This window comes from Sphingomonas sp., from assembly GCF_036388435.1.
In the GTDB taxonomy this organism is placed as follows: domain Bacteria; phylum Pseudomonadota; class Alphaproteobacteria; order Sphingomonadales; family Sphingomonadaceae; genus Sphingomonas.
Genome location: NZ_DASVRV010000046.1, coordinates 47,451 through 65,408, shown reverse-complemented (window position 1 = coordinate 65,408; position 17,958 = coordinate 47,451). Strand labels below are relative to the sequence as shown.

Below are 17,958 nucleotides of genomic sequence, written 5' to 3'. Positions count from 1 at the left end.
GACCTAGCGACAGGCTCGCCAGCCCGTCGCGCCCCGCGCCGCCTGGTCGAGGTGGAGATGGTCGCGGTGGGCGGCGTTATAGTCGGGCGACAAGGTGGTCGCGAACAGGTCACAAGCCCCGTCGCGGACCGCGTGCAGGAAGCGCGCCTCGGCATCGTCGCCCGTCCAGTCGCGCACCACGCTGATCCGCCGTCCGTCGGCGAGCCGGAAGCCGGCGATGTCGACCGCGTCGGCGGTGGAATGCTCGCTCCAGGCGCCGGCGTCGCGCCCGTAGAGGCGACGGCAGCTATAGCTCCCGAAATGCTCGACCCTCGTTACTCGTGCACCCAACAGCCGCTCGGCGGCGGGCTGGACGATGTTCCACTCCCACATCGCCAGCGCCGCCGCGACGGGGCAGGATGTCCCCAGCCCGGCGGGCGTATAGGCGATGCTCCGCGATCCGCCCGATCCGAGGCGCACCCCGTCGGCATAGCCGCACCGCGCGTCGCCGCGCGCGGGCAGGGCGGTATAGGTCACCCCCGCCCGGTCGAGCAGCGCCCGGCACCCCGGCGCGTCGCCCGTCAGCGCCGTCAGCTTGCGCCCGGTGAACAGGCCGACCGGCCGGCCCAGGTCGAGCGGCGTCCAGGGTAGGTCCTGCGGTCGCCCGCGCGTGGCGGCGTACAGCAGCAGGCCCGCCACCCCGGTCAGCACCAGCGCGACCAGCCCGCCGACGATACGGCGGATCGAGCGCATCAGCCGCGTATCGCCCCGGTCATCGGCTCGCTGGTCACGGGATAGCCGAGGTCGCTCGGGATGCAGAGATGGTCCACGCCGTCACGCGCCTCGATGAACGGCGTGACCGGGCGTATCGGATGGGCCTTCGCCTGCGTCACAGCTTCCTCGAACGACGCGAACAGCGCCAGCCGCTCCAGATTGCGCCGCGTCGGATAGATGATCGTCGCGCGACCGTTATCGGCCTCGTCCAGCAGCGCCCGCGCGGTCGTCCAGGTCAGGCGGACATTCTCCGTCCGGTCGACCGTCGCGACCGCCGCCTCGGGCGCGCGGGCGAGGAAGAACAAGGTATCGAAGATCCGCATATGCGCGTGCGCCGGCAGCCAACGCGCGAAGGGGGTCAGCTGCGCGAGGTCGAGCACCAGGCCGGCCGCGTCGAGCGCCTGCCCGAACGGGGTGCCCGCGTGCAGCCGGCGCCGAAGCTCGGCCAGCGTCTCGCGCGTGGGTAGGGGCGAGAGCCCGATCGCCAGCCCGGCTTCCTCGACCGTCTCGCGGATCGCGGCGATGCGGGCCGCGGCGTCCGCGTAGGTCGGATGGAGCGTGGCGAGCTGGCGATCCTCGGGATCGATGCGGCCACCGGGGAAGACCATCGCGCCGCCCGCGAACACCATCGTCTTGGACCGTTCGACCATCAGCAGCTCGGGCGGGCCGGCCGCCTCGCGGAAGACGACCAAGGTGGCGGCGGGGATGGGTTGCTGGGGGGCGGGGTCGGTCATCGGGAGGGATGTAGCGCTTGCGGCGCGTGTTGCCAGCGCCTCTGTCCTAACCCCGCGCCGCGGCGAAGCCGCGTCGTCGAACGGTGCCGGGGCACCGTCGGCCGCGCTTGGGCATCGGCGTAGGCGGCTATGCCGCTTCGCCGTGCCCGCGCGGTGGTGGAGCCGAAGGGAATCGAACCCTTGACCTCTGCAGTGCGATTGCAGCGCTCTCCCATCTGAGCTACGGCCCCGTGCGGAAACGGGCCTCTAGCGAGCATCCCGCCCCGATGCAACACGCCCCGTTCGAAACCCATATTCCCGCGCCGATGGGCTCGGGGCGACGGGGTTTCGCTTGCGCCGCGCCCCGCCGCGCCCCTAGCTCCCGCCGGCAACCAATCGGAGAATTCCACATGCCCAAAGCCTGGACGCTCGCCGCTCGCCCGCAGGGCAATCCCAAGCCCGGCGACTTCGCGCTGATCGATGTCGACACCGGCCCGCTCGCGCCAGGCCAGGTCCGTGTCGCCAATCGCTGGCTGTCGGTCGACCCCTATATGCGCGGGCGCATGAACGACGTGAAAAGCTATGTGCCACCCTTCGCGATCGGCGAGCCGATGCAGGGCGGCGCGGTGGGCGAGGTGGTCGAGAGCGCCGATCCGGCGTTCGCGGCCGGCGACATGGTGCTCCACATGGGCGGCTGGCGCGACGAGGCCGTGCTGCCCGCCGCCGAGCTGCAGAAGCTGCCCGCGCTGCCGATCGACCCGCAGGCGTTCCTGGGCCAGTTCGGGATGCCGGGGATGACCGCCTATTGGGGGCTGCTCGACGTCGCCGCCGCCAGGGAGGGGGACACGGTGTTCGTCTCCGCCGCCGCGGGTGCCGTCGGGTCGACTGTGGTCCAGATCGCCAAGGCCGAGGGCATGACGGTGATCGGATCGGCCGGCGGCGCCGATAAATGCGAATGGGTCCGCTCGCTCGGCGCGGACGCCGTGATCGACTACAAGTCCTGCGGGTCGCTGCCCCGCGCGCTGGGGGCGGCGGCGCCGGGCGGGATCGACGTGTATTTCGACAATGTCGGCGGCGACCACCTCGACGCGGCGCTCGCGGTCGCCCGCGCCAATGCCCGTTTCGCGATCTGCGGGATGATCGACGTCTACAATGACGGCAAGGCGACCGAATTGCGCTTCCTGGCCCGCCTGATCGGGATGCGGGTGCGGATGCAGGGCTTCATCGTCAGCGATTACATGGCGCGCGGCGCCGAGTTCTACCGTGACATGGGCGGATGGCTGGCCGAGGGAAAGCTGCGCCGCGAGGAGACGGTGCATGACGGCTTGGCGGCGATGCCGGAGGCATTCATGGGGCTGTTCACCGGTGGAAACACAGGAAAGATGTTGGTCCGCGTCTGAGGACATAAAAACACCCGCCGGACGGGCCGGCGGGTGTTCCTTTTCCTCCCCAGGAAACTCGGGTGGGCTGCGCCCCGGCAAAGCCGGGGCGTCGGTCGCGGCGATAGCCGCGCCGGCCGGGCGTGACGCCGAAAGCGGGCCGCAGCTAGGCTGCGGCCGCGCGCGTCACGCCGCGAATTGATTCATCGTGTTATGCGCGCCGCCGGCCTTGAGCGCGGCCTCACCAGCGAAATATTCCTTGTGATCGTCGCCGATGTCGGAGCCCGACATATTCTGGTGCTTCACGCAGGCGATGCCCTCGCGGATCTCCTTGCGCTGGACGCCCCTGACGTAGCCGAGCATCCCCGCCTCGCCGAAATATTCCCTGGCGAGGTTGTCGGTCGACAGCGCGGCGGTGTGATAGGTCGGGAGCGTGATGAGGTGGTGGAAGATGCCCGCCCGCGCCGCCGCGTCGCGCTGGAAGGTGCGGATGCGATCGTCCGCCTCGTCGCCCAGCTCGGTGCCGTCATAATCGACCGACATCAGCCGCGCGCGGTCATAGGCGGACAGGTCCTTGCCCTGGGCGGCCCAGGCGTCGAACACCTGCTGGCGGAAGTTGAGCGTCCAGTTGAACGAGGGCGAGTTGTTGTACACCAGCTTGGCGTTGGGGACGACCTGGCGGATGCGGTCGACCATGCCGGCGATCTGCTCGATATGCGGCTTTTCCGTCTCGATCCACAACAGGTCGGCGCCGTGCTGGAGCGAGGTGATGCAGTCGAGCACGCAGCGGTCCTCGCCCGATCCGGCGCGGAACTGGTAGAGGTTGGAGGGCAGGCGCTTGGGGCGCATCAGCTTGCCGTCGCGGTTGATGACGACGTCGCCGTTGATCGAATTGAGGTCGGTCACCTCCTCGCAATCGAGAAAGGCGTTATACTGGTCGCCCAGGTCGCCCGGCTCCTTGGAAAAGGCGATCTGCTTGGTGAGGCCGGCGCCCAGCGAGTCGGTGCGCGTGACGATGATCCCGTCCTCTACCCCGAGTTCGAGAAAGGCGTAGCGGCAGGCGCGGACCTTGGCGAGGAAGTCCTCGTGTGGGACGGTGACCTTGCCGTCCTGATGGCCGCACTGCTTCTCGTCGGACACCTGGTTCTCGATCTGGAGCGCGCAGGCGCCCGCCTCGATCATCTTCTTGGCGAGCAGATAGGTCGCTTCGGCATTGCCGAAGCCCGCGTCGATGTCGGCGATGATCGGCACGACATGGGTCTGGTAGCTGTCGATTGCCTTGAGCAGTCGCTGCTCCTCGACCTGATTGCCCGCCTCCCGCGCGGCGTCGATGTCGCGGAACATCATGCCCAGCTCGCGCGCATCGGCCTGGCGCAGGAAGGTGTAGAGCTCCTCGATCAGCGCCGGAACGCTCGTCTTCTCGTGCATCGACTGATCGGGCAGCGGCCCGAATTCGGAACGGAGCGCCGCGACCATCCAGCCCGACAGGTACAGATAGCGCCGCTCGGTCGAGCCGAAATGCTTCTTGATTGAGATCATCTTCTGCTGGCCGATGAACCCGTGCCAGCAGCCGAGCGACTGGGTATAGTTGGCCGGATCGGCGTCATAGGCGGCCATGTCGCGGCGCATGATCGCGGCGGTGTAGCGCGCGATGTCGAGCCCGGTCTGGAAACGGTTCTGCACCCGCATCCGCGCGACCGACTCGGGGTCGATGCCGTCCCAGGTGCCGTTATGGTCCTGGATGAGCTTCGAGGTCTGCGCGATATGATCCTGATAGGCCAAATTCGTGTCCTTCACGTGCTTCGTTGCAACGATCCATACACGACGAGGCGCGAATAACCCTCCAATCACCGGCGACTATCGGGTGAGCAGGTACGAACTTCGCAGCTGCTGCCCGTGCGGTTGTAAATCCATGACCGATCCGGGCAGGTCAGATCGCTCCCGAAAATGTGTCGCACGCCGCGGGATCGCCGCGCTCCAGGCCCTGTCGCAGCCAGCGCATGCGCTGTTCGGAGGTGCCATGGGTGAAGCTGTCGGGCACGACGCGGCCCTGCGCCTTGCGCTGGAGCGCGTCGTCGCCGATCGCCTGGGCGGCGCGCATCCCCTCCTCGATATCGCCGGGATCGAGCCGCTCGCGGTTGCGCGCGGCCCAGACGCCGGCGTAGCAATCGGCCTGGAGTTCGAGGCGGACGGAAAGCTGGTTGCCCTCCGTCTCCGACGCGCGCGCCTGGGAGCGGCGCACCTGATCGGAGGTGCCGAGCACGTTCTGGATGTGGTGGCCCATTTCATGGGCGACGACATAATATTGGGCGAAGTCGCCGGCCGCGCCGAAGCGGGTGGCGAGTTCGTTGAAGAAGCTGGTGTCGATATAGATGCCCTGGTCGGGTGGACAGTAGAAGGGCCCCATCGCCGCCTGCGCCGCGCCGCAGCCAGACCGGCCACTGCCCTCGAAGAAGACGAGGCGGGCTGGCTGGAATTGCTGGCCGCCCTGCTGGAACAGCGCCTCCCAGGTATTCTCGGTCGAGGAGAAGGCGTTGCAGGTCGCGCGGCGCTCGGGGGTGAGGCTGCATGCCGCGGTCGCCCCGCCTTCGCCGGACGGTGCGCCGCCGCGCTGGGCGACCTGCGTCGTCGGCGCCACCCTCTGCCCGCCGCCCAGGATGCTCCCGAGCCCGCCCAGGCCGCCGCCGAACACGGCGAACAGGATCAGCACGACGACGATCCCGCCACAGCCGAAGCGGCTACCGATCAGCGGCAGCAGCCCGAGCAGCAATCCGCCGCCGCCGCCCCCGCCGCCCAGCCCGCCGAAACCGCCGCCGCCCGAGCCGCGCTGGTCCTCGACATTGATGTTGGGATCGAAATCGTCGAGCCGCATGGGTTGCTCCCTCGTTACCGGTGCGTAAGGAATGTTCGGGGGTGCGGTAGGTTGCACCCGTCGTAATTCGAGCCGAAGGACAGGCCATGTTTCTGAAGGGCAGGACCGCGATCGTCACCGGATCGACCTCGGGGATCGGGCTCGCTTATGCCCGCGCTTTCGCCGGAGCGGGGGCGACGGTGGTGATCAACGGCTTCGGTGAGGCCGGCGCGATCGCGGCGATCCGCGCCGAGCTGGCGGCGGCGAGCGGGGCCGACGCGTATCATGATCCGGCCGACATGACGCGCGGCGAGGAAGTGGCGGCGCTGGTCGCGCAGGCGGCGGCACGGACGGGTCGGGTGGACATCGTCGTCAACAATGCGGGCATCCAGCATGTCTCGCCGATCGAGGATTTCCCGCCGGAGAAGTGGGACGCGGTGATCGCGATCAACCTGTCCTCGGCCTTTCACGTCATGCGCGCGGCTGTACCGCACATGAAGATGGCGGGGTGGGGGCGGATCATCTCCACCGCGTCGGCGCATTCGCTGGTCGCGAGCCCCAACAAGGCGGCCTATGTCGCGGCCAAGCACGGGCTGGTCGGCCTGAGCAAGACGGTCGCGCTGGAGACGGCGGCGCACGGCGTCACGGTCAACTGCATCTCGCCGGGCTATGTCTGGACCCCGCTGGTCGAGAACCAGATCCTCGACACGATGCGCGCGCGCGGGCTGACGCGCGAGCAGGTGATCGACGACGTGCTGCTCGCCGCCCAGCCGACCAAGAAGTTCGTGACGCCCGAACAGGTCGCGGCGCTGGGACTGTTCCTGTGCCGGTACGAGGCGGCGTCGATCACGGGGGCGAACCTGTCGGTCGACGGCGGCTGGACGGCGGCGTGAGCGGAAAGCGGATCGCCGCGGCGATCGCGATCGCGCTGGTCCCGGCGACCCTGCCCGCCCGCGAAGACCCGCGCGGCTGGCGGGCGGTGGCGACGTCCGACGACCGTCGCCGGCTGCGCGGTTGGCGCGACGCGTGGATGGCCGCGTTGCCGGCGGCGCGGGCGGGCGGGGGCGCGGCGACGATCACCGCCGACCCGGCCCTGTTCGATCCCGACCGGGCGCTGCGCGACGCGATGCCGCCGGCGGGAAGCTATCGATGCCGGACGTTCAAGCTGGGGGCGCAGGGGGCGGGTGGGCTCGCCTTCGTCGCCTATGACCCGTTCCGGTGCCGCGTCGGCGAGGACCGCCGGTTCACCAAGATCGACGGGTCGCAGCGCCCTGTCGGGCAACTCTACCCCGACACCACCGGGCGCGCGGTGTTCCTGGGAACGCTGGCGATCGGCGAGGAGCGCAAGGCCATGCGGTATGGCCGCGATCGGCAACGTGATATGGTCGGCGCGGTCGAGCGAATCGGCGCGGCGCGGTGGCGGCTGGTGCTGCCCTATCCCCGGTTCGAATCGCTGCTCGACGTGATCGAGCTGGTGCCCGAGCGCGTGGGAACGACCGGTGGAGGCACCACGGCCAGCCGGGGCGCGACGGCGGGCGCGGGCAGGGGCGGCAATCCCGCGAAATACTCGTCGCCGTCCAGCGCCACCCGCGTGACCCGGCCCGTATTCGCGGCGGCAACCGCTTCGAGATAGCTGCGCGGCTTCTTCATGAGCCGGGGCTGGTCGACCCCGGCGAGCCCCAGCCGCCGCGCCGCTTCCTTGGTGAAATGAACGCAGTTGCGGGTGCCGATGTCGTAAAGGATGTCCGGCTGACTCCACTCATAGGCGAGCGAGACCATGGCGCGATATTGCGCGTCGGTCAGCATCATCGAGAAGCGCGCGTCGCTGCGCCGCATATATCCCTGCGTCGTCAGGTCGAGCCGGGCGGGAACGGGGCCGAACAGCGCGGCCGGGCTGACCGTGCGCAGCGTGTAGCCATAGCTGATGTCAACCGGCGGGCCGCCAGCATCGGGCACCCCGCGCAGGGTGAAGAAGGCGTGCGGGAAGTCGTTGCCCAGTTCGTGCGACCAGAAGGTGATCGTCACCGCCGCCTGGGCGGAGGGAGCGGCACCGAGCCACAGGGCGAGCGCGGCGAGGGATGTCACGATGATACGCATGGGCTTGTCCGTCCGGTACAGAATCGCGATCTGGCGCAAAGGCCGCGCGGAAGACAGCCCAAAAAATCGGGCGATGCGCGATGCGCGTCTCGGCCGACGGTGGCGTTGGTGGAATGTGAACTGTTTACAGACATGGGCGGGGACGGCATTCGTCGCACGCACATGGATCGGACTCCGTAGGACATGGCCGAACGCAAGATCTTCGCGGGCCATGCGGTACGCCGGCTGCGGCATGAGGTCGGTCTGAGCCAGGCGGCGTTCGCCGAGGCGCTGGGCATCTCGGCCAGTTACCAGAACCTGATCGAGCGCAACCAGCGACCCGTCACCGCGGGCGTGCTGATGAAGCTGGCGGAGCGTTTCGACCTCGACCCGCGCGCGCTGGCGGCCGCGGAGCCGGGGGGCGGAGCGGAGGCGATGCGGCGGCGGCTGGCCGACCCGATGTTCGCCGATCTGGGCGTGGACCGCAACGAGATGGCCGAATGGTTGGCCGCCGCGCCGGGCGGCGCCGAAGCGTTCGCGCGCGTCTATGACCGGCTGGGCGGAAGCGCCGACGGTCCCGCCGGGGCGGGGCGACCCGACGCCGACGACCCGGTCGCGAGGGTCCGACGCGAGATCGAGCGGTGGCGCAATCACTTCGCCGATCTGGACGAGCGCGCGGAGGCGCTGGCGGACGAATTGCGGCTGCGATCGGGGGACCTGTACGGGGCGATCGGCGAGCGGCTGCGCGTCAAGCACGGGCTGACGATCCGGGTACTGCCGGTCGACGTGCTGCCCGACGTGCTGCGCCGGCTCGACCTCCATGCACGGCAATTGCAATTGAGCGAATTGCTCGACACCGCGTCGCGCACCTTCGCGGCCGCCTATCAACTGGCGCTGACCGAGGTGCGCGGCGAGATCGACGCGCTGGTCAAGGGCGCGGGGATGACCGACCGCGCCGCCGAACGCCTTTATCGCCGTCACCTGCTGAGCTATTTCGCGGCGGCGCTGATGATGCCCTATGCCCGCTTCCTGCGCGCGTGCGAGGCGACGGGCTATGACCTGGAACTGCTCCAGCGCCGATTCGGCGCGGGGTTCGAGCAGGTGGCGCACCGGCTGACGACGTTGCAGCGGGTAGGCGCGCGGGGCCTGCCTTTCTTCATGATCCGGGTCGACCGCGCGGGGCAGTCGTCCAAGCGTTATGGTGGCGCGAGCGGCGCGGCGCTGGTCGAGGCGGAAGGACGTTGCCCCTTGTGGCGGCTGCACCACGCGTTCGATCGGCCGGGGACGCTGGCGGTGCAGTTGGTCGAGCTGGAGGGCGTCGGTTCGGAACCGGGAGCCCGCTGGTTCACCCTGGCGCGCACCGTCACCCCGCAGGGGCGGCGCTATGGGGGCATCGCGGCGGAATTCGCGGTGGGATTGGGTGTGGAGGCGGCGTCGGCGGGCGTGCTCGCGGCGGCGCGCGGTGTAGACATGGACGGCGACGCGACCCCGATCGGGCTGGGTTGCCGCGCGTGCCTGCGCCCGGACTGCCCGCAGCGCTCCGCCGCGCCGGCGGGCAGGGCGTTGGTGATCAACGAGCGCGAACGCCGGGTGAGCGCACTGACCTTCGTGGCCGACTGAGGGGCAAACTCCGGTGCCGGCGGTCCGCCGGGCGCCGGGCGAACGATGCTAGCCGCGCCCGCCCGGCCGGATCGCGCTCAGCCGGTCCGGGTTGAAGCTTTCGACGAAGCCGATGCCGGCGCGGCCGTCCCCGACCCAGCGCAGATGCCCGTCGACCATCTGATCCTCGACGAGTTCGATCCGGAGCGGGGTGCCGATGGGGCAGCCGGTCAGGTCGATATTGTCGACCATCGCGCCCGTCGCGGACAGGTTGCGGATGCGTACGGTGACGCTTCCGCTCCCTATTTCGAGGCGTACCTGACGGAACATGCGGACACGGGGCGGCCGGCTGATCTTGAACCCTGCCGCGCTGGCATGACCGCCATCGGCCGCGACGAGTTCGAGCACCTGATCCTGCCGCATCGGTCGGCCATAGACATAGCCCTGGATGTGAGAGCATCCCAGATTGCGGACGAGCTCGATCTCGTCCTGCACCTCGACGCCCTCCGCGGTCGTCTCCATGCCCAGCGCGGTGGCCAGCGTGACGATCGCCTGGATGATCGCCGCATTGCGGCTGCCCGCCATGGCGGCGCCGCGCACGAAGCTCTGGTCGATCTTGATCTTGTCGAAGGGCGCCGACCGCAAATAGCCGAGCGAGGAATAGCCGGTGCCGAAATCGTCGAGCGCGAGCCGCACGCCCACGCCTTTCAACGCCGCGAACATCCGGTCCGACGCCGCCGAGTCGGTCAGGAAGACCGATTCGGTGATCTCCAGCTCGAGCCGGCCGGGGGCGACCCCGCTGCCAGCGAGCGCGCTCATCACGATGCTGGGGAGGGCGGGGTTGCTGAACTGGATCGGCGACACGTTGACCGCCAGTCGGATGTCGGGACCCCAGGTGGCCGCGTCGCGCGTCGCGGAGCGGAGCACCCATTCGCCGATCGCCTCGATCATCCCGCATTCCTCCGCGACCGGGATGAACTCGGCCGGGGACACGGCGCCCCGGGTCGGATGGTTCCAGCGGACCAGCGCCTCGAATCCGACGATGCGCGTGCTGTTCGCGCAGACCACGGGCTGGTAGGCGACATGGAGCTGGTTGGACTGCAGCGCGAGGCGCAGATCGTCCTCGAGCCGCTTGCGCCCTTGTGCCCCCGCCAGCAATTCGGGGCGATAGAAGCGATGAAGGCCGCGTCCGTCGGCCTTGGCGGCATAGAGCGCGAGGTCGGCGTTGCGGACCAGCGTGTCGGCGTCGCTTCCGTCCTCCGGCGCGATGGCGACACCGATCGAGCAGCCGATCGATATCGACGATCCGCCGATAAAATAAGGCTGGCTGAGCGCGCCGATAAGGTCGCGGGCCAGATCGGCGACGCGCTCGCGATTGCCTTCGCCGCATAGCAATACCTGGAATTCATCGCCGCCGAGCCGCCCGACGAGCCCGGCGTCGCCGATGGAACGGGTAAGGCGCTGTGCCACCTGCTGCAGCAGCGCGTCGCCGGTCTGGTGGCCCAGCGTATCGTTGACGGCCTTGAACCGATCCAGGTCGAGCAGCAGCAGCGCGTTCGCGCGGTAGCCGGCGCCTGCGGTCGACAAGGTTCCGTCGAGCGATACCTTCATCCGCTGGCGGTTGGCGAGCCCGGTAAGACCGTCGAACAGCGCGAGCTTGGTGATCTCCGCCTCCGACCGGCGCTTTTCGGTCAGGTCGCTGCCATGGCCGGCGAAGCCGTGAAAGCCGCCGAATTCATCGAACAACGGCCGCCCGGAGACGGACCACCAGCGATCCTCGCCGGCGCCCGCCGTCGTGACCGACAGGTCGGTGAAGGCGGTACGCGACGACAGGTGAAAAGCGAGCGTGCGCTTGTTGTGGCCGTCCTCGTCGGTGCGGAACAGGCGGGAAAAGGGGCCGCCGCCGCCGGCCGTGTCGGCGATCACCGCGACGACCTTGGCCGACAGATAGGTCATCTCGCCGTCGCGGTCGGTGCGCCAGAACCAGCCCGCGCCCTGCGCCTCGAACTCCCGCACGAGCGTGAGCGCCAGGCGGCCGCGTTCCAGTTCGAGCTGCTCGGACGTCGTGCCGCGCTCTTCGGAGGCGAACAGCCGTCGGAGCCGGGACGGTCGGGCTGTCTGGGGCGACGAACTCATGCGGCCGATTAGCCGAGCGCGGATTGCGAGCGCGTTTCGCATCGCGGTTAACGCAGGTTAGGCGGTCACCTCGGACGGGCTGGTCGCGCCCGAGCGGTGAAGGACAGTCACTCGGCCTCCACGACCTCGTTCAGGTCGATGCTGTTGGCGTCGAGCATCTCGGCGGCGTCGTTCAGCTGGCGCGCTTCGTCGGTGGTGACCTGACCGGGCTCGTCAGGCGTGGCCGAGCAGGCGGCGAGAAGCAGGGCAAAGGAGAAAATGGAGAGGCGCATCGGCCGACCATAACCCCCTCCCGCGAAAGCGGGAGGGGGTGGATCCTCAATCCTCGATCGCCTTGCCCGCGCGGGTCATCGCGTTGCGCGTGGCGTCGGCGACCGCGTCGGCGCCGTTGCCGATCGCGGCACCGGTCGCGTCCGCGCCGTTCTCGATCGAGCGGCCTGCCTGATCGACCGACTGCTCGGCCGAACCAAAGGCGTTCTCGGTCGCGGCGTCGACATCCTCCACCGCCTCTCCCGTGGCGGCGGATGCATCGGCGGCGGTGGCGTTCGCGGCCTCGGCGCTCTCGTTCTGGGCGTTCTGGCTGCATGCGGCGAGCGCGAGCGCGGCCGCAATCGGGAGGGCAAGCTTCTTCATCGACATACCTTTTAATGATTATATCCAGGACGGAGAACGCGGGGAAGTCGTTCCGGGTCCGTCGGGATGGTCGGTTGACCCCATATAAAGATATCTTTATATCCTTATATCATGACGGAGCCGCTCGACATCTTTCGCGCCCTGGCGGACGCGACGCGGCTGCGCATCCTGGCGTTGGTGCAGCGCATGGAGCTGTCGGTGGGCGAACTGGCCCAGGTGCTCGGCCAAAGCCAGCCGCGCGTGTCGCGCCATGTCAAGATCCTGATCGACGCCGGGCTGGCGGATCGTCGCAAGGAGGGGAGCTGGGTATTCGTCGCGCTGGGCCCCGACCTGGTCGTCGCCCCCGTGAGCGCGGCGCTCGACGCCTGGGGACGCGGGCGGTTGGACGAGTGGGTCGCGGCCGATCTCGCGCGGCTGGCGGCGGTGCGCGCGGACCGCGCAACGGCGGCGGCGGCGTGGTTCGAGGCCCATGCAGGCGAATGGGACGCGATCCGGTCGCTCCACATCGCCGAGAGCCAGGTCGAGGCGGCGATGGCGGCGATGCTGGGCGAGGCACCGGTGGGGGTGCTGGTCGATATCGGCACGGGCACCGGGCGGATGCTCGAACTGTTCGGGGAGCGCGCGCGCGAGGCGATCGGGATCGACCGTTCGTCCGAGATGCTGCGCCTGGCGCGCGCCAAGCTCCACGACCGCGCCAATACCGAACTCCGCCAGGCAGACCTGTACCGCCTGCCGATCGGCAGCGCGCAGGCGGACCTGGCGATCCTCCATCACGTGCTCCACTTCGCCGAGGCGCCTGATCTCGCCATTGCCGAGGCGGCGCGGGTGCTGGGGCCGGGGGGACGGTTGCTGATCGCCGATTTCGCACCGCATGGCCGCGAGGAACTGCGCCAGCGCGACGCTCATGCGCGGCTGGGCTTTTCGGACGAGCAGGTGGCGGGCTGGTTCGAGGCGGCGGGCCTCGCATCGACACGGACCGAGACGCTGGAGGGCGGCGAGCTGACGGTGAAATTATGGCTCGGGCGACGCCCCGGCGCGCGATTGAAGGAGGTGAGGGCGGCATGACGACACTTACGGTCCCGCAGATGGACGAGGCGCGGCGCGCGCTCGCCGAACCGATGTTCGCCGATCTGGCGGGCGACATGGCCGTGTCGTTCGAATTCTTTCCACCGAAATCGGACAAGATGGACGCGCAATTGTGGAGCGCGGTCGAGATGTTGGCGCCGCTGGGTCCGCGTTTCGTGTCGGTCACCTATGGCGCGGGCGGGTCGACGCGCGAGCGGACGCATGCCACGGTGGCGCGCATCCAGCGCGAGACACCGCTCGCCGCCGCGGCGCACCTGACCTGCGTCGAGGCCTCGCGCGAGGAGATCGATCAGGTCGCGACCGACTATTGGGCGGCGGGCGTGCGCCACATCGTCGCATTGCGTGGCGACCCGCCCACGCCCGACACCCCCTTCGCGCCGCATCCCGGCGGCTATGAGAATGCGGCGGCGTTGGTGGCGGGGCTGCGCAGGCTGCACCCGTTCGAGATCTCGGTCGCGGCCTATCCGGAGCGGCATCCCGATTCGCCGTGCGATCAAAGCGACCTTGACAATCTGAAGCGCAAGATCGACGCCGGGGCGAACCGCGCGATCACGCAGTTCTTCTTCTCGCCCGACGTCTATTTCCGGTTTCGTGACCGGGCGGCGGCGGCGGGGATCACGGCGGAAATCGTGCCGGGCATCCTGCCGGTGATGAGCGTGGCCCAGGTCCGCCGGTTCGCGGGCCAGTGCGGCGCGGCGATCCCCGACTGGATGGACCGGTTGTTCGAAGGGCTGGACGACCATCCCGGCGCCCGCCAGCTCGTCGCGGCGACGATCGCGGCCGAGATGTGCCGGCGCCTCTATGCGGGCGGCGTGCGCGAATTCCATTTCTACACGCTCAACAAGGCGGAGCTGGCCTATGCGATCTGCCACATGCTCGGGCTTAGGCCCAAGGCAGCGATCCGGGCGGAGGCGGCGTGATGGGCGCACGTGCCAAGCTGCTGGCGGAGGCCGAAAAGCGCATCCTGATCACCGACGGGGCGTTCGGGACCGAGATTCAGAACTGGAAGCTGGACGAAGGGGCCTATGCGGGCGAGCTCGGGCTCGGCCATGACCAGAAGGGGAATAACGACATCCTCGCGCTGACCATGCCCGAGGTGCCGCGCGCGATCACGCGGGCGTATCTGGAGGCGGGGTCGGACATCGTGTCGACCAACACCTTTTCCGCGAACCTGATCAGCCAGGCGGATTACGGGGCGGAGCATCTGGTGCGCGACATCAACCTCGCCTCCGCACGGATCGCACGCGAGGAGGCCGATGCGGCGGAAGCGTGCGATGGCCGCCCGCGCTTCGTCGCGGGGGCGATCGGGCCGACCAACAAGACGCTGTCGCTGAGCCCGGACGTCAACGATCCGGGTTATCGCGAGATCGATTTCGACCATCTGAAGGGCGTGTACCGCGACCAGATCGACGCGCTGGTGGAGGGCGGGGTCGATTTCGTGCTGATCGAGACGGTGTTCGATACGCTCAACGCCAAGGCGGGGATCATGGCCGCGTTGGAGGCAGGATGGGCCCTTGGGCGCGACCTGCCGATCATGCTGTCGATAACCCTGACCGACCTGTCGGGGCGGAACCTGTCCGGGCATACGGTGGAGGCGTTCTGGTACGCGGTCCGCCACGCCAAGCCGGTCACCATCGGCCTGAATTGTTCGTTCGGCGCCGAGCAGTTGCGGCCGCATGTTCGTACCCTGTCGGAGATCGCCGACACGCTGATCATGGTCTATCCGAACGCTGGCTTGCCCAACGAGCTGGGCGCCTATGACGAGGCGCCGGCGACGACGGCCGGGCTGGTCGGGGAATGGGCGCGGGCGGGGCAGGTCAACGTGCTGGGCGGGTGCTGCGGGTCGACCCCGGCGCATATCCGCGCGATCGCGGACGGCGTGGCGGGGCTGGCGCCGCGCCGCGTGCCGACGCCCGCGGTCAGGACGCGGCTGGCGGGGCTGGAGCCGATGACGATGGCGGCGTGATTTTCATACTCCCTCTCCCCGTCGGGGAGAGGGTTGGGGAGAGGAGCCGTCCAGAGCGCCCATCCTCTCCCTCGAACGGCCCCTTTCCCCGGCCCTCTTCCCAAGGGGAGAGGGAGAAGGCATCAGATGACCCTCACCACCGCCCAGTTCGTCAATATCGGCGAGCGCACCAACGTCACCGGCTCGGCCCGGTTCAAGAAGCTGATCATGGCGGGCGACTATCCGGCCGCGGTCGAGGTCGCGCGTCAGCAGGTCGAGGCCGGCGCCCAGGTGCTCGACGTCAACATGGACGAGGGGCTGCTCGACGGCACCCAAGCCATGACCACCTTTCTGAAGCTGATCGCGGCCGAGCCGGACATCGCGCGCATCCCGTTCATGGTCGACAGCTCGAAATGGAGCGTGATCGAGGCGGGGCTGAAATGCGTGTCGGGCAAGCCGATCGTCAACTCGATCAGCATGAAGGAGGGCGAAGCTCAGTTTCTCTCTCAGGCTCGCACCTGCATGGCGTACGGCGCGGCGGTGGTCGTGATGGCCTTCGACGAGGTCGGCCAGGCGGACACCGAGGCGCGCAAGGTCGAGATCTGCGCGCGGGCCTACGACCTGCTGACCGGCATCGGCTTTCCGCCGGAGGACATCATCTTCGATCCCAACATCTTCGCGGTCGCGACCGGGATCGAGGAGCACAACAACTATGCGGTCGACTTCATCCAGGCGTGCCGCGCGATCAAGACGCGGTGCCCGCACGTCCATATCTCGGGCGGGCTGTCGAACCTGAGCTTCTCGTTCCGCGGCAACGAGCCGGTGCGCCGCGCGATGCATTCGGTGTTCCTCTACCATGCGATCCCGGCGGGGCTCGACATGGCGATCGTCAATGCCGGACAGCTCGACGTGTACGACACGATCGACGCCGAACTGAAGACGGCGTGCGAGGACGTGATCCTCAACCGCGATCCCGGCGCGACCGAGCGGCTGATCGTGCTCGCCGAACGCTATCGCGGATCGGACCCGGTGGTCGAGGCGCAGGCGGCGGAATGGCGCGGCTGGGACGTGCGTCGACGGCTGGAACATGCGCTGGTCAAGGGCATCGACGCGCATGTCGTCGAGGACACGGAAGAAGCGCGGCAGGGCTATTCGCGCCCGATCGAGGTGATCGAGGGGCCGTTGATGGACGGGATGAACGTCGTCGGCGACCTGTTCGGATCGGGCAAGATGTTCCTGCCGCAAGTCGTCAAATCGGCGCGGGTAATGAAAAAGGCGGTGGCGCACCTGCTGCCCTATATCGAGGCGTCCAAGGAGCCCGGCGCGCGCGGCAAGGGCAAGATCGTGATGGCGACCGTCAAGGGCGACGTGCACGATATCGGCAAGAACATCGTCGGCGTCGTTCTCCAGTGCAACGGATTCGACGTAGTCGATCTGGGCGTCATGGTGCCCTGGTCGAAGATCCTGGAGGCCGCCAACGAGAACGACGCCGACATGATCGGGCTGTCGGGGCTGATCACGCCCTCGCTGGACGAGATGGTGACCGTAGCGGAGGAGATGAAGCGCGCGGGGATGGCGATGCCCCTGCTGATCGGCGGCGCGACGACGTCGAAGGTCCATACCGCGCTGCGCATCGCTCCGGCCTATGACGGGCCGGTCGTGCACGTCCTCGACGCCAGCCGCGCGGTGGGCGTCGCGACGACGTTGGTGAGCGACACGACCCGCGACGACTATGTCGCGGGGATCGCGGCCGACTATCACGCGGTGCGCGAGGCGCGGGCGGGGCGGGGCAATAACGATCTGCTGCCGATCGCCGAGGCACGGGCGCGGGGCTTTCCGGCGGACATGGCGCTGAAGGCCCCGGCGGCCGCGAAGCCTGGGGTGCACCGGTTCGACGCCTGGGACCTGGCCGACCTGCGCCGCTACGTCGACTGGACGCCCTTCTTCCGCGCCTGGGAGCTGGCGGGCACCTTTCCCGCGATCCTCGATGACGCGGTGGTGGGGGAAAGCGCGCGCGGGCTGTACGCGGACGCGCAGGCGATGCTCGACCGGATCGTCCGGGAGCGGTGGCTGACCGCGCGCGGCGTGGCCGGGCTGTGGGCGTGCCGCCGCGACGGGGACGACGTGGTGCTGGAGGACGGGACGCGGCTGCCCTTTCTGCGCCAGCAGATCGCCAAGCGCGAAGGACGCGCCAATATGTGCCTGGCGGATTTCGTCGATCCGGCCGGGGACTGGATCGGCGGGTTCGCGGTCGGCATCCACGGGATCGACCCGCACATCGCCGCCTACAAGGCGGGGCATGACGATTATAACGACATCCTGCTGAAAGCATTGGCCGACCGCTTGGCCGAGGCGTTCGCCGAGGCGTTGCATCACCATGTCCGCACCGACCTGTGGGGCTATGCCCAGGGCGAGCAGATGACCAACGAGGCGCTGATCCGCGAGAAATATCGCGGCATCCGGCCCGCGCCGGGCTATCCGGCCTGTCCGGAACATTCGCTCAAGCGGCAATTGTTCGACTTGCTGGGGGCGGAGGACGCGGCCGGCTTGGAGCTGACCGACAGCTTCGCGATGCTGCCGACCGCGGCGGTGTCGGGTTTCTATTTCGGCCATGCCGAGGCCGAATATTTCGGGGTGGCGCGGATCGGGCGCGATCAGGTGGAAGAATATGCGATCCGGCGCGGCGTGCCGATCGAACAGGCGGAGCGGTGGCTGCGGCCCAATCTCGACTGACCGGCCCGTTTCGGGACGGCGCGGGCGTTAACGCCGTTTCGCCCTAGCCGGGGC

Annotated in this window: 15 protein-coding genes, 1 tRNA gene and 1 pseudogene; 8 read left to right on the top strand and 9 right to left on the bottom strand. The window is 69.0% G+C overall.

Translation table 11 applies throughout. The annotated features are described in order from the left end of the window. Positions 1-3: 3 nt before the first annotated feature. From VF592_RS10150 to VF592_RS10140, 3 genes are all read right to left on the bottom strand, one after another. The gene (locus VF592_RS10150; protein WP_331005509.1) at positions 4-732 is read right to left on the bottom strand and encodes an extensin family protein; all 729 of its coding nucleotides are present in this window, start codon (positions 730-732) and stop codon (positions 4-6) included. Beyond that, complete coding sequence (locus VF592_RS10145) at positions 732-1,487, bottom strand: NUDIX hydrolase (RefSeq protein ID WP_331005508.1); 756 nt, start codon at positions 1,485-1,487, stop codon at positions 732-734. Before VF592_RS10145 ends, VF592_RS10150 begins: the two co-directional genes overlap by 1 nt. Positions 1,488-1,641: 154 nt before the next feature. After that, positions 1,642-1,717 (bottom strand) — tRNA-Ala (locus tag VF592_RS10140). Positions 1,718-1,876: 159 nt separating this feature from the next. On the opposite strand from VF592_RS10140, the gene VF592_RS10135 reads away from it, so the two are divergent. Then, positions 1,877-2,866 (top strand): NADP-dependent oxidoreductase, encoded by a 990-nt coding sequence (locus VF592_RS10135; protein ID WP_331005507.1) that lies wholly within the window; start codon positions 1,877-1,879, stop codon positions 2,864-2,866. 165 nt (positions 2,867-3,031) lie between these two features. Here VF592_RS10135 and VF592_RS10130 read toward each other — a convergent pair whose 3' ends face one another. Together VF592_RS10130 and ypfJ are read right to left on the bottom strand one after the other, a co-directional pair. Then, on the bottom strand, positions 3,032-4,627 hold the full coding sequence (locus VF592_RS10130) for an isocitrate lyase (protein WP_331005506.1): 1,596 nt from the start codon (positions 4,625-4,627) through the stop codon (positions 3,032-3,034). Positions 4,628-4,775: 148 nt separating this feature from the next. Further along, entirely contained in the window at positions 4,776-5,717 is a 942-nt protein-coding gene (gene ypfJ / locus VF592_RS10125) for a KPN_02809 family neutral zinc metallopeptidase (RefSeq protein ID WP_331005505.1), read from the bottom strand. An 86-nt stretch (positions 5,718-5,803) separates the two neighbouring features. Here ypfJ and VF592_RS10120 point away from each other — a divergent pair, with 86 nt between their 5' ends. Together VF592_RS10120 and VF592_RS10115 are read left to right on the top strand one after the other, a co-directional pair. After that, positions 5,804-6,589: a 3-hydroxybutyrate dehydrogenase gene (locus VF592_RS10120; protein ID WP_331005504.1), complete on the top strand. Its 786-nt coding sequence runs from the start codon at positions 5,804-5,806 to the stop codon at positions 6,587-6,589. Positions 6,590-6,726: 137 nt separating this feature from the next. Further along, positions 6,727-7,110, top strand: a pseudogene (locus VF592_RS10115) (DUF4893 domain-containing protein); the annotation flags it as partial. Positions 7,111-7,130: 20 nt separating this feature from the next. Here VF592_RS10115 and VF592_RS10110 read toward each other — a convergent pair. Next, positions 7,131-7,793, bottom strand: a complete 663-nt coding sequence (locus tag VF592_RS10110; RefSeq protein ID WP_331005503.1) for a hypothetical protein — start codon at positions 7,791-7,793, stop codon at positions 7,131-7,133. 183 nt (positions 7,794-7,976) lie between these two features. On the opposite strand from VF592_RS10110, the gene VF592_RS10105 reads away from it, so the two are divergent. Further along, positions 7,977-9,392 carry a helix-turn-helix domain-containing protein gene (locus VF592_RS10105; protein WP_331005502.1) on the top strand — a complete coding sequence of 472 codons (1,416 nt, stop codon included), beginning with the start codon at positions 7,977-7,979 and terminating at the stop codon, positions 9,390-9,392. 48 nt (positions 9,393-9,440) lie between these two features. Here the strand turns inward: VF592_RS10105 and VF592_RS10100 are convergent, their stop codons facing one another. The 3 genes from VF592_RS10100 to VF592_RS10090 all read right to left on the bottom strand — a co-directional run bounded on the left by VF592_RS10100 (position 9,441) and on the right by VF592_RS10090 (position 12,140). After that, on the bottom strand, positions 9,441-11,507 hold the full coding sequence (locus tag VF592_RS10100) for an EAL domain-containing protein (protein ID WP_331005501.1): 2,067 nt from the start codon (positions 11,505-11,507) through the stop codon (positions 9,441-9,443). A 107-nt stretch (positions 11,508-11,614) separates the two neighbouring features. Next, positions 11,615-11,779: a hypothetical protein gene (locus tag VF592_RS10095; RefSeq protein ID WP_331005500.1), complete on the bottom strand. Its 165-nt coding sequence runs from the start codon at positions 11,777-11,779 to the stop codon at positions 11,615-11,617. 46 nt (positions 11,780-11,825) lie between these two features. Then, on the bottom strand, positions 11,826-12,140 hold the full coding sequence (locus tag VF592_RS10090; RefSeq protein ID WP_331005499.1) for a hypothetical protein: 315 nt from the start codon (positions 12,138-12,140) through the stop codon (positions 11,826-11,828). Between the two features lie 111 nt (positions 12,141-12,251). Between VF592_RS10090 and VF592_RS10085 the strand changes: the two genes are divergently transcribed. The 4 genes from VF592_RS10085 to metH all read left to right on the top strand — a co-directional run bounded on the left by VF592_RS10085 (position 12,252) and on the right by metH (position 17,904). Continuing rightward, on the top strand, positions 12,252-13,205 hold the full coding sequence (locus VF592_RS10085; RefSeq protein ID WP_331005498.1) for a metalloregulator ArsR/SmtB family transcription factor: 954 nt from the start codon (positions 12,252-12,254) through the stop codon (positions 13,203-13,205). Then, positions 13,202-14,146 carry a methylenetetrahydrofolate reductase [NAD(P)H] gene (metF, locus tag VF592_RS10080; protein WP_331005497.1) on the top strand — a complete coding sequence of 315 codons (945 nt, stop codon included), beginning with the start codon at positions 13,202-13,204 and terminating at the stop codon, positions 14,144-14,146. The genes VF592_RS10085 and metF overlap by 4 nt, the downstream gene beginning before the upstream one ends. Further along, positions 14,146-15,192, top strand: a complete 1,047-nt coding sequence (locus VF592_RS10075) for a homocysteine S-methyltransferase family protein (RefSeq protein WP_331005496.1) — start codon at positions 14,146-14,148, stop codon at positions 15,190-15,192. Before metF ends, VF592_RS10075 begins: the two co-directional genes overlap by 1 nt. Positions 15,193-15,318: 126 nt before the next feature. Then, entirely contained in the window at positions 15,319-17,904 is a 2,586-nt protein-coding gene (gene metH, locus VF592_RS10070; RefSeq protein WP_331005495.1) for a methionine synthase, read from the top strand. Positions 17,905-17,958: the final 54 nt, after the last annotated feature.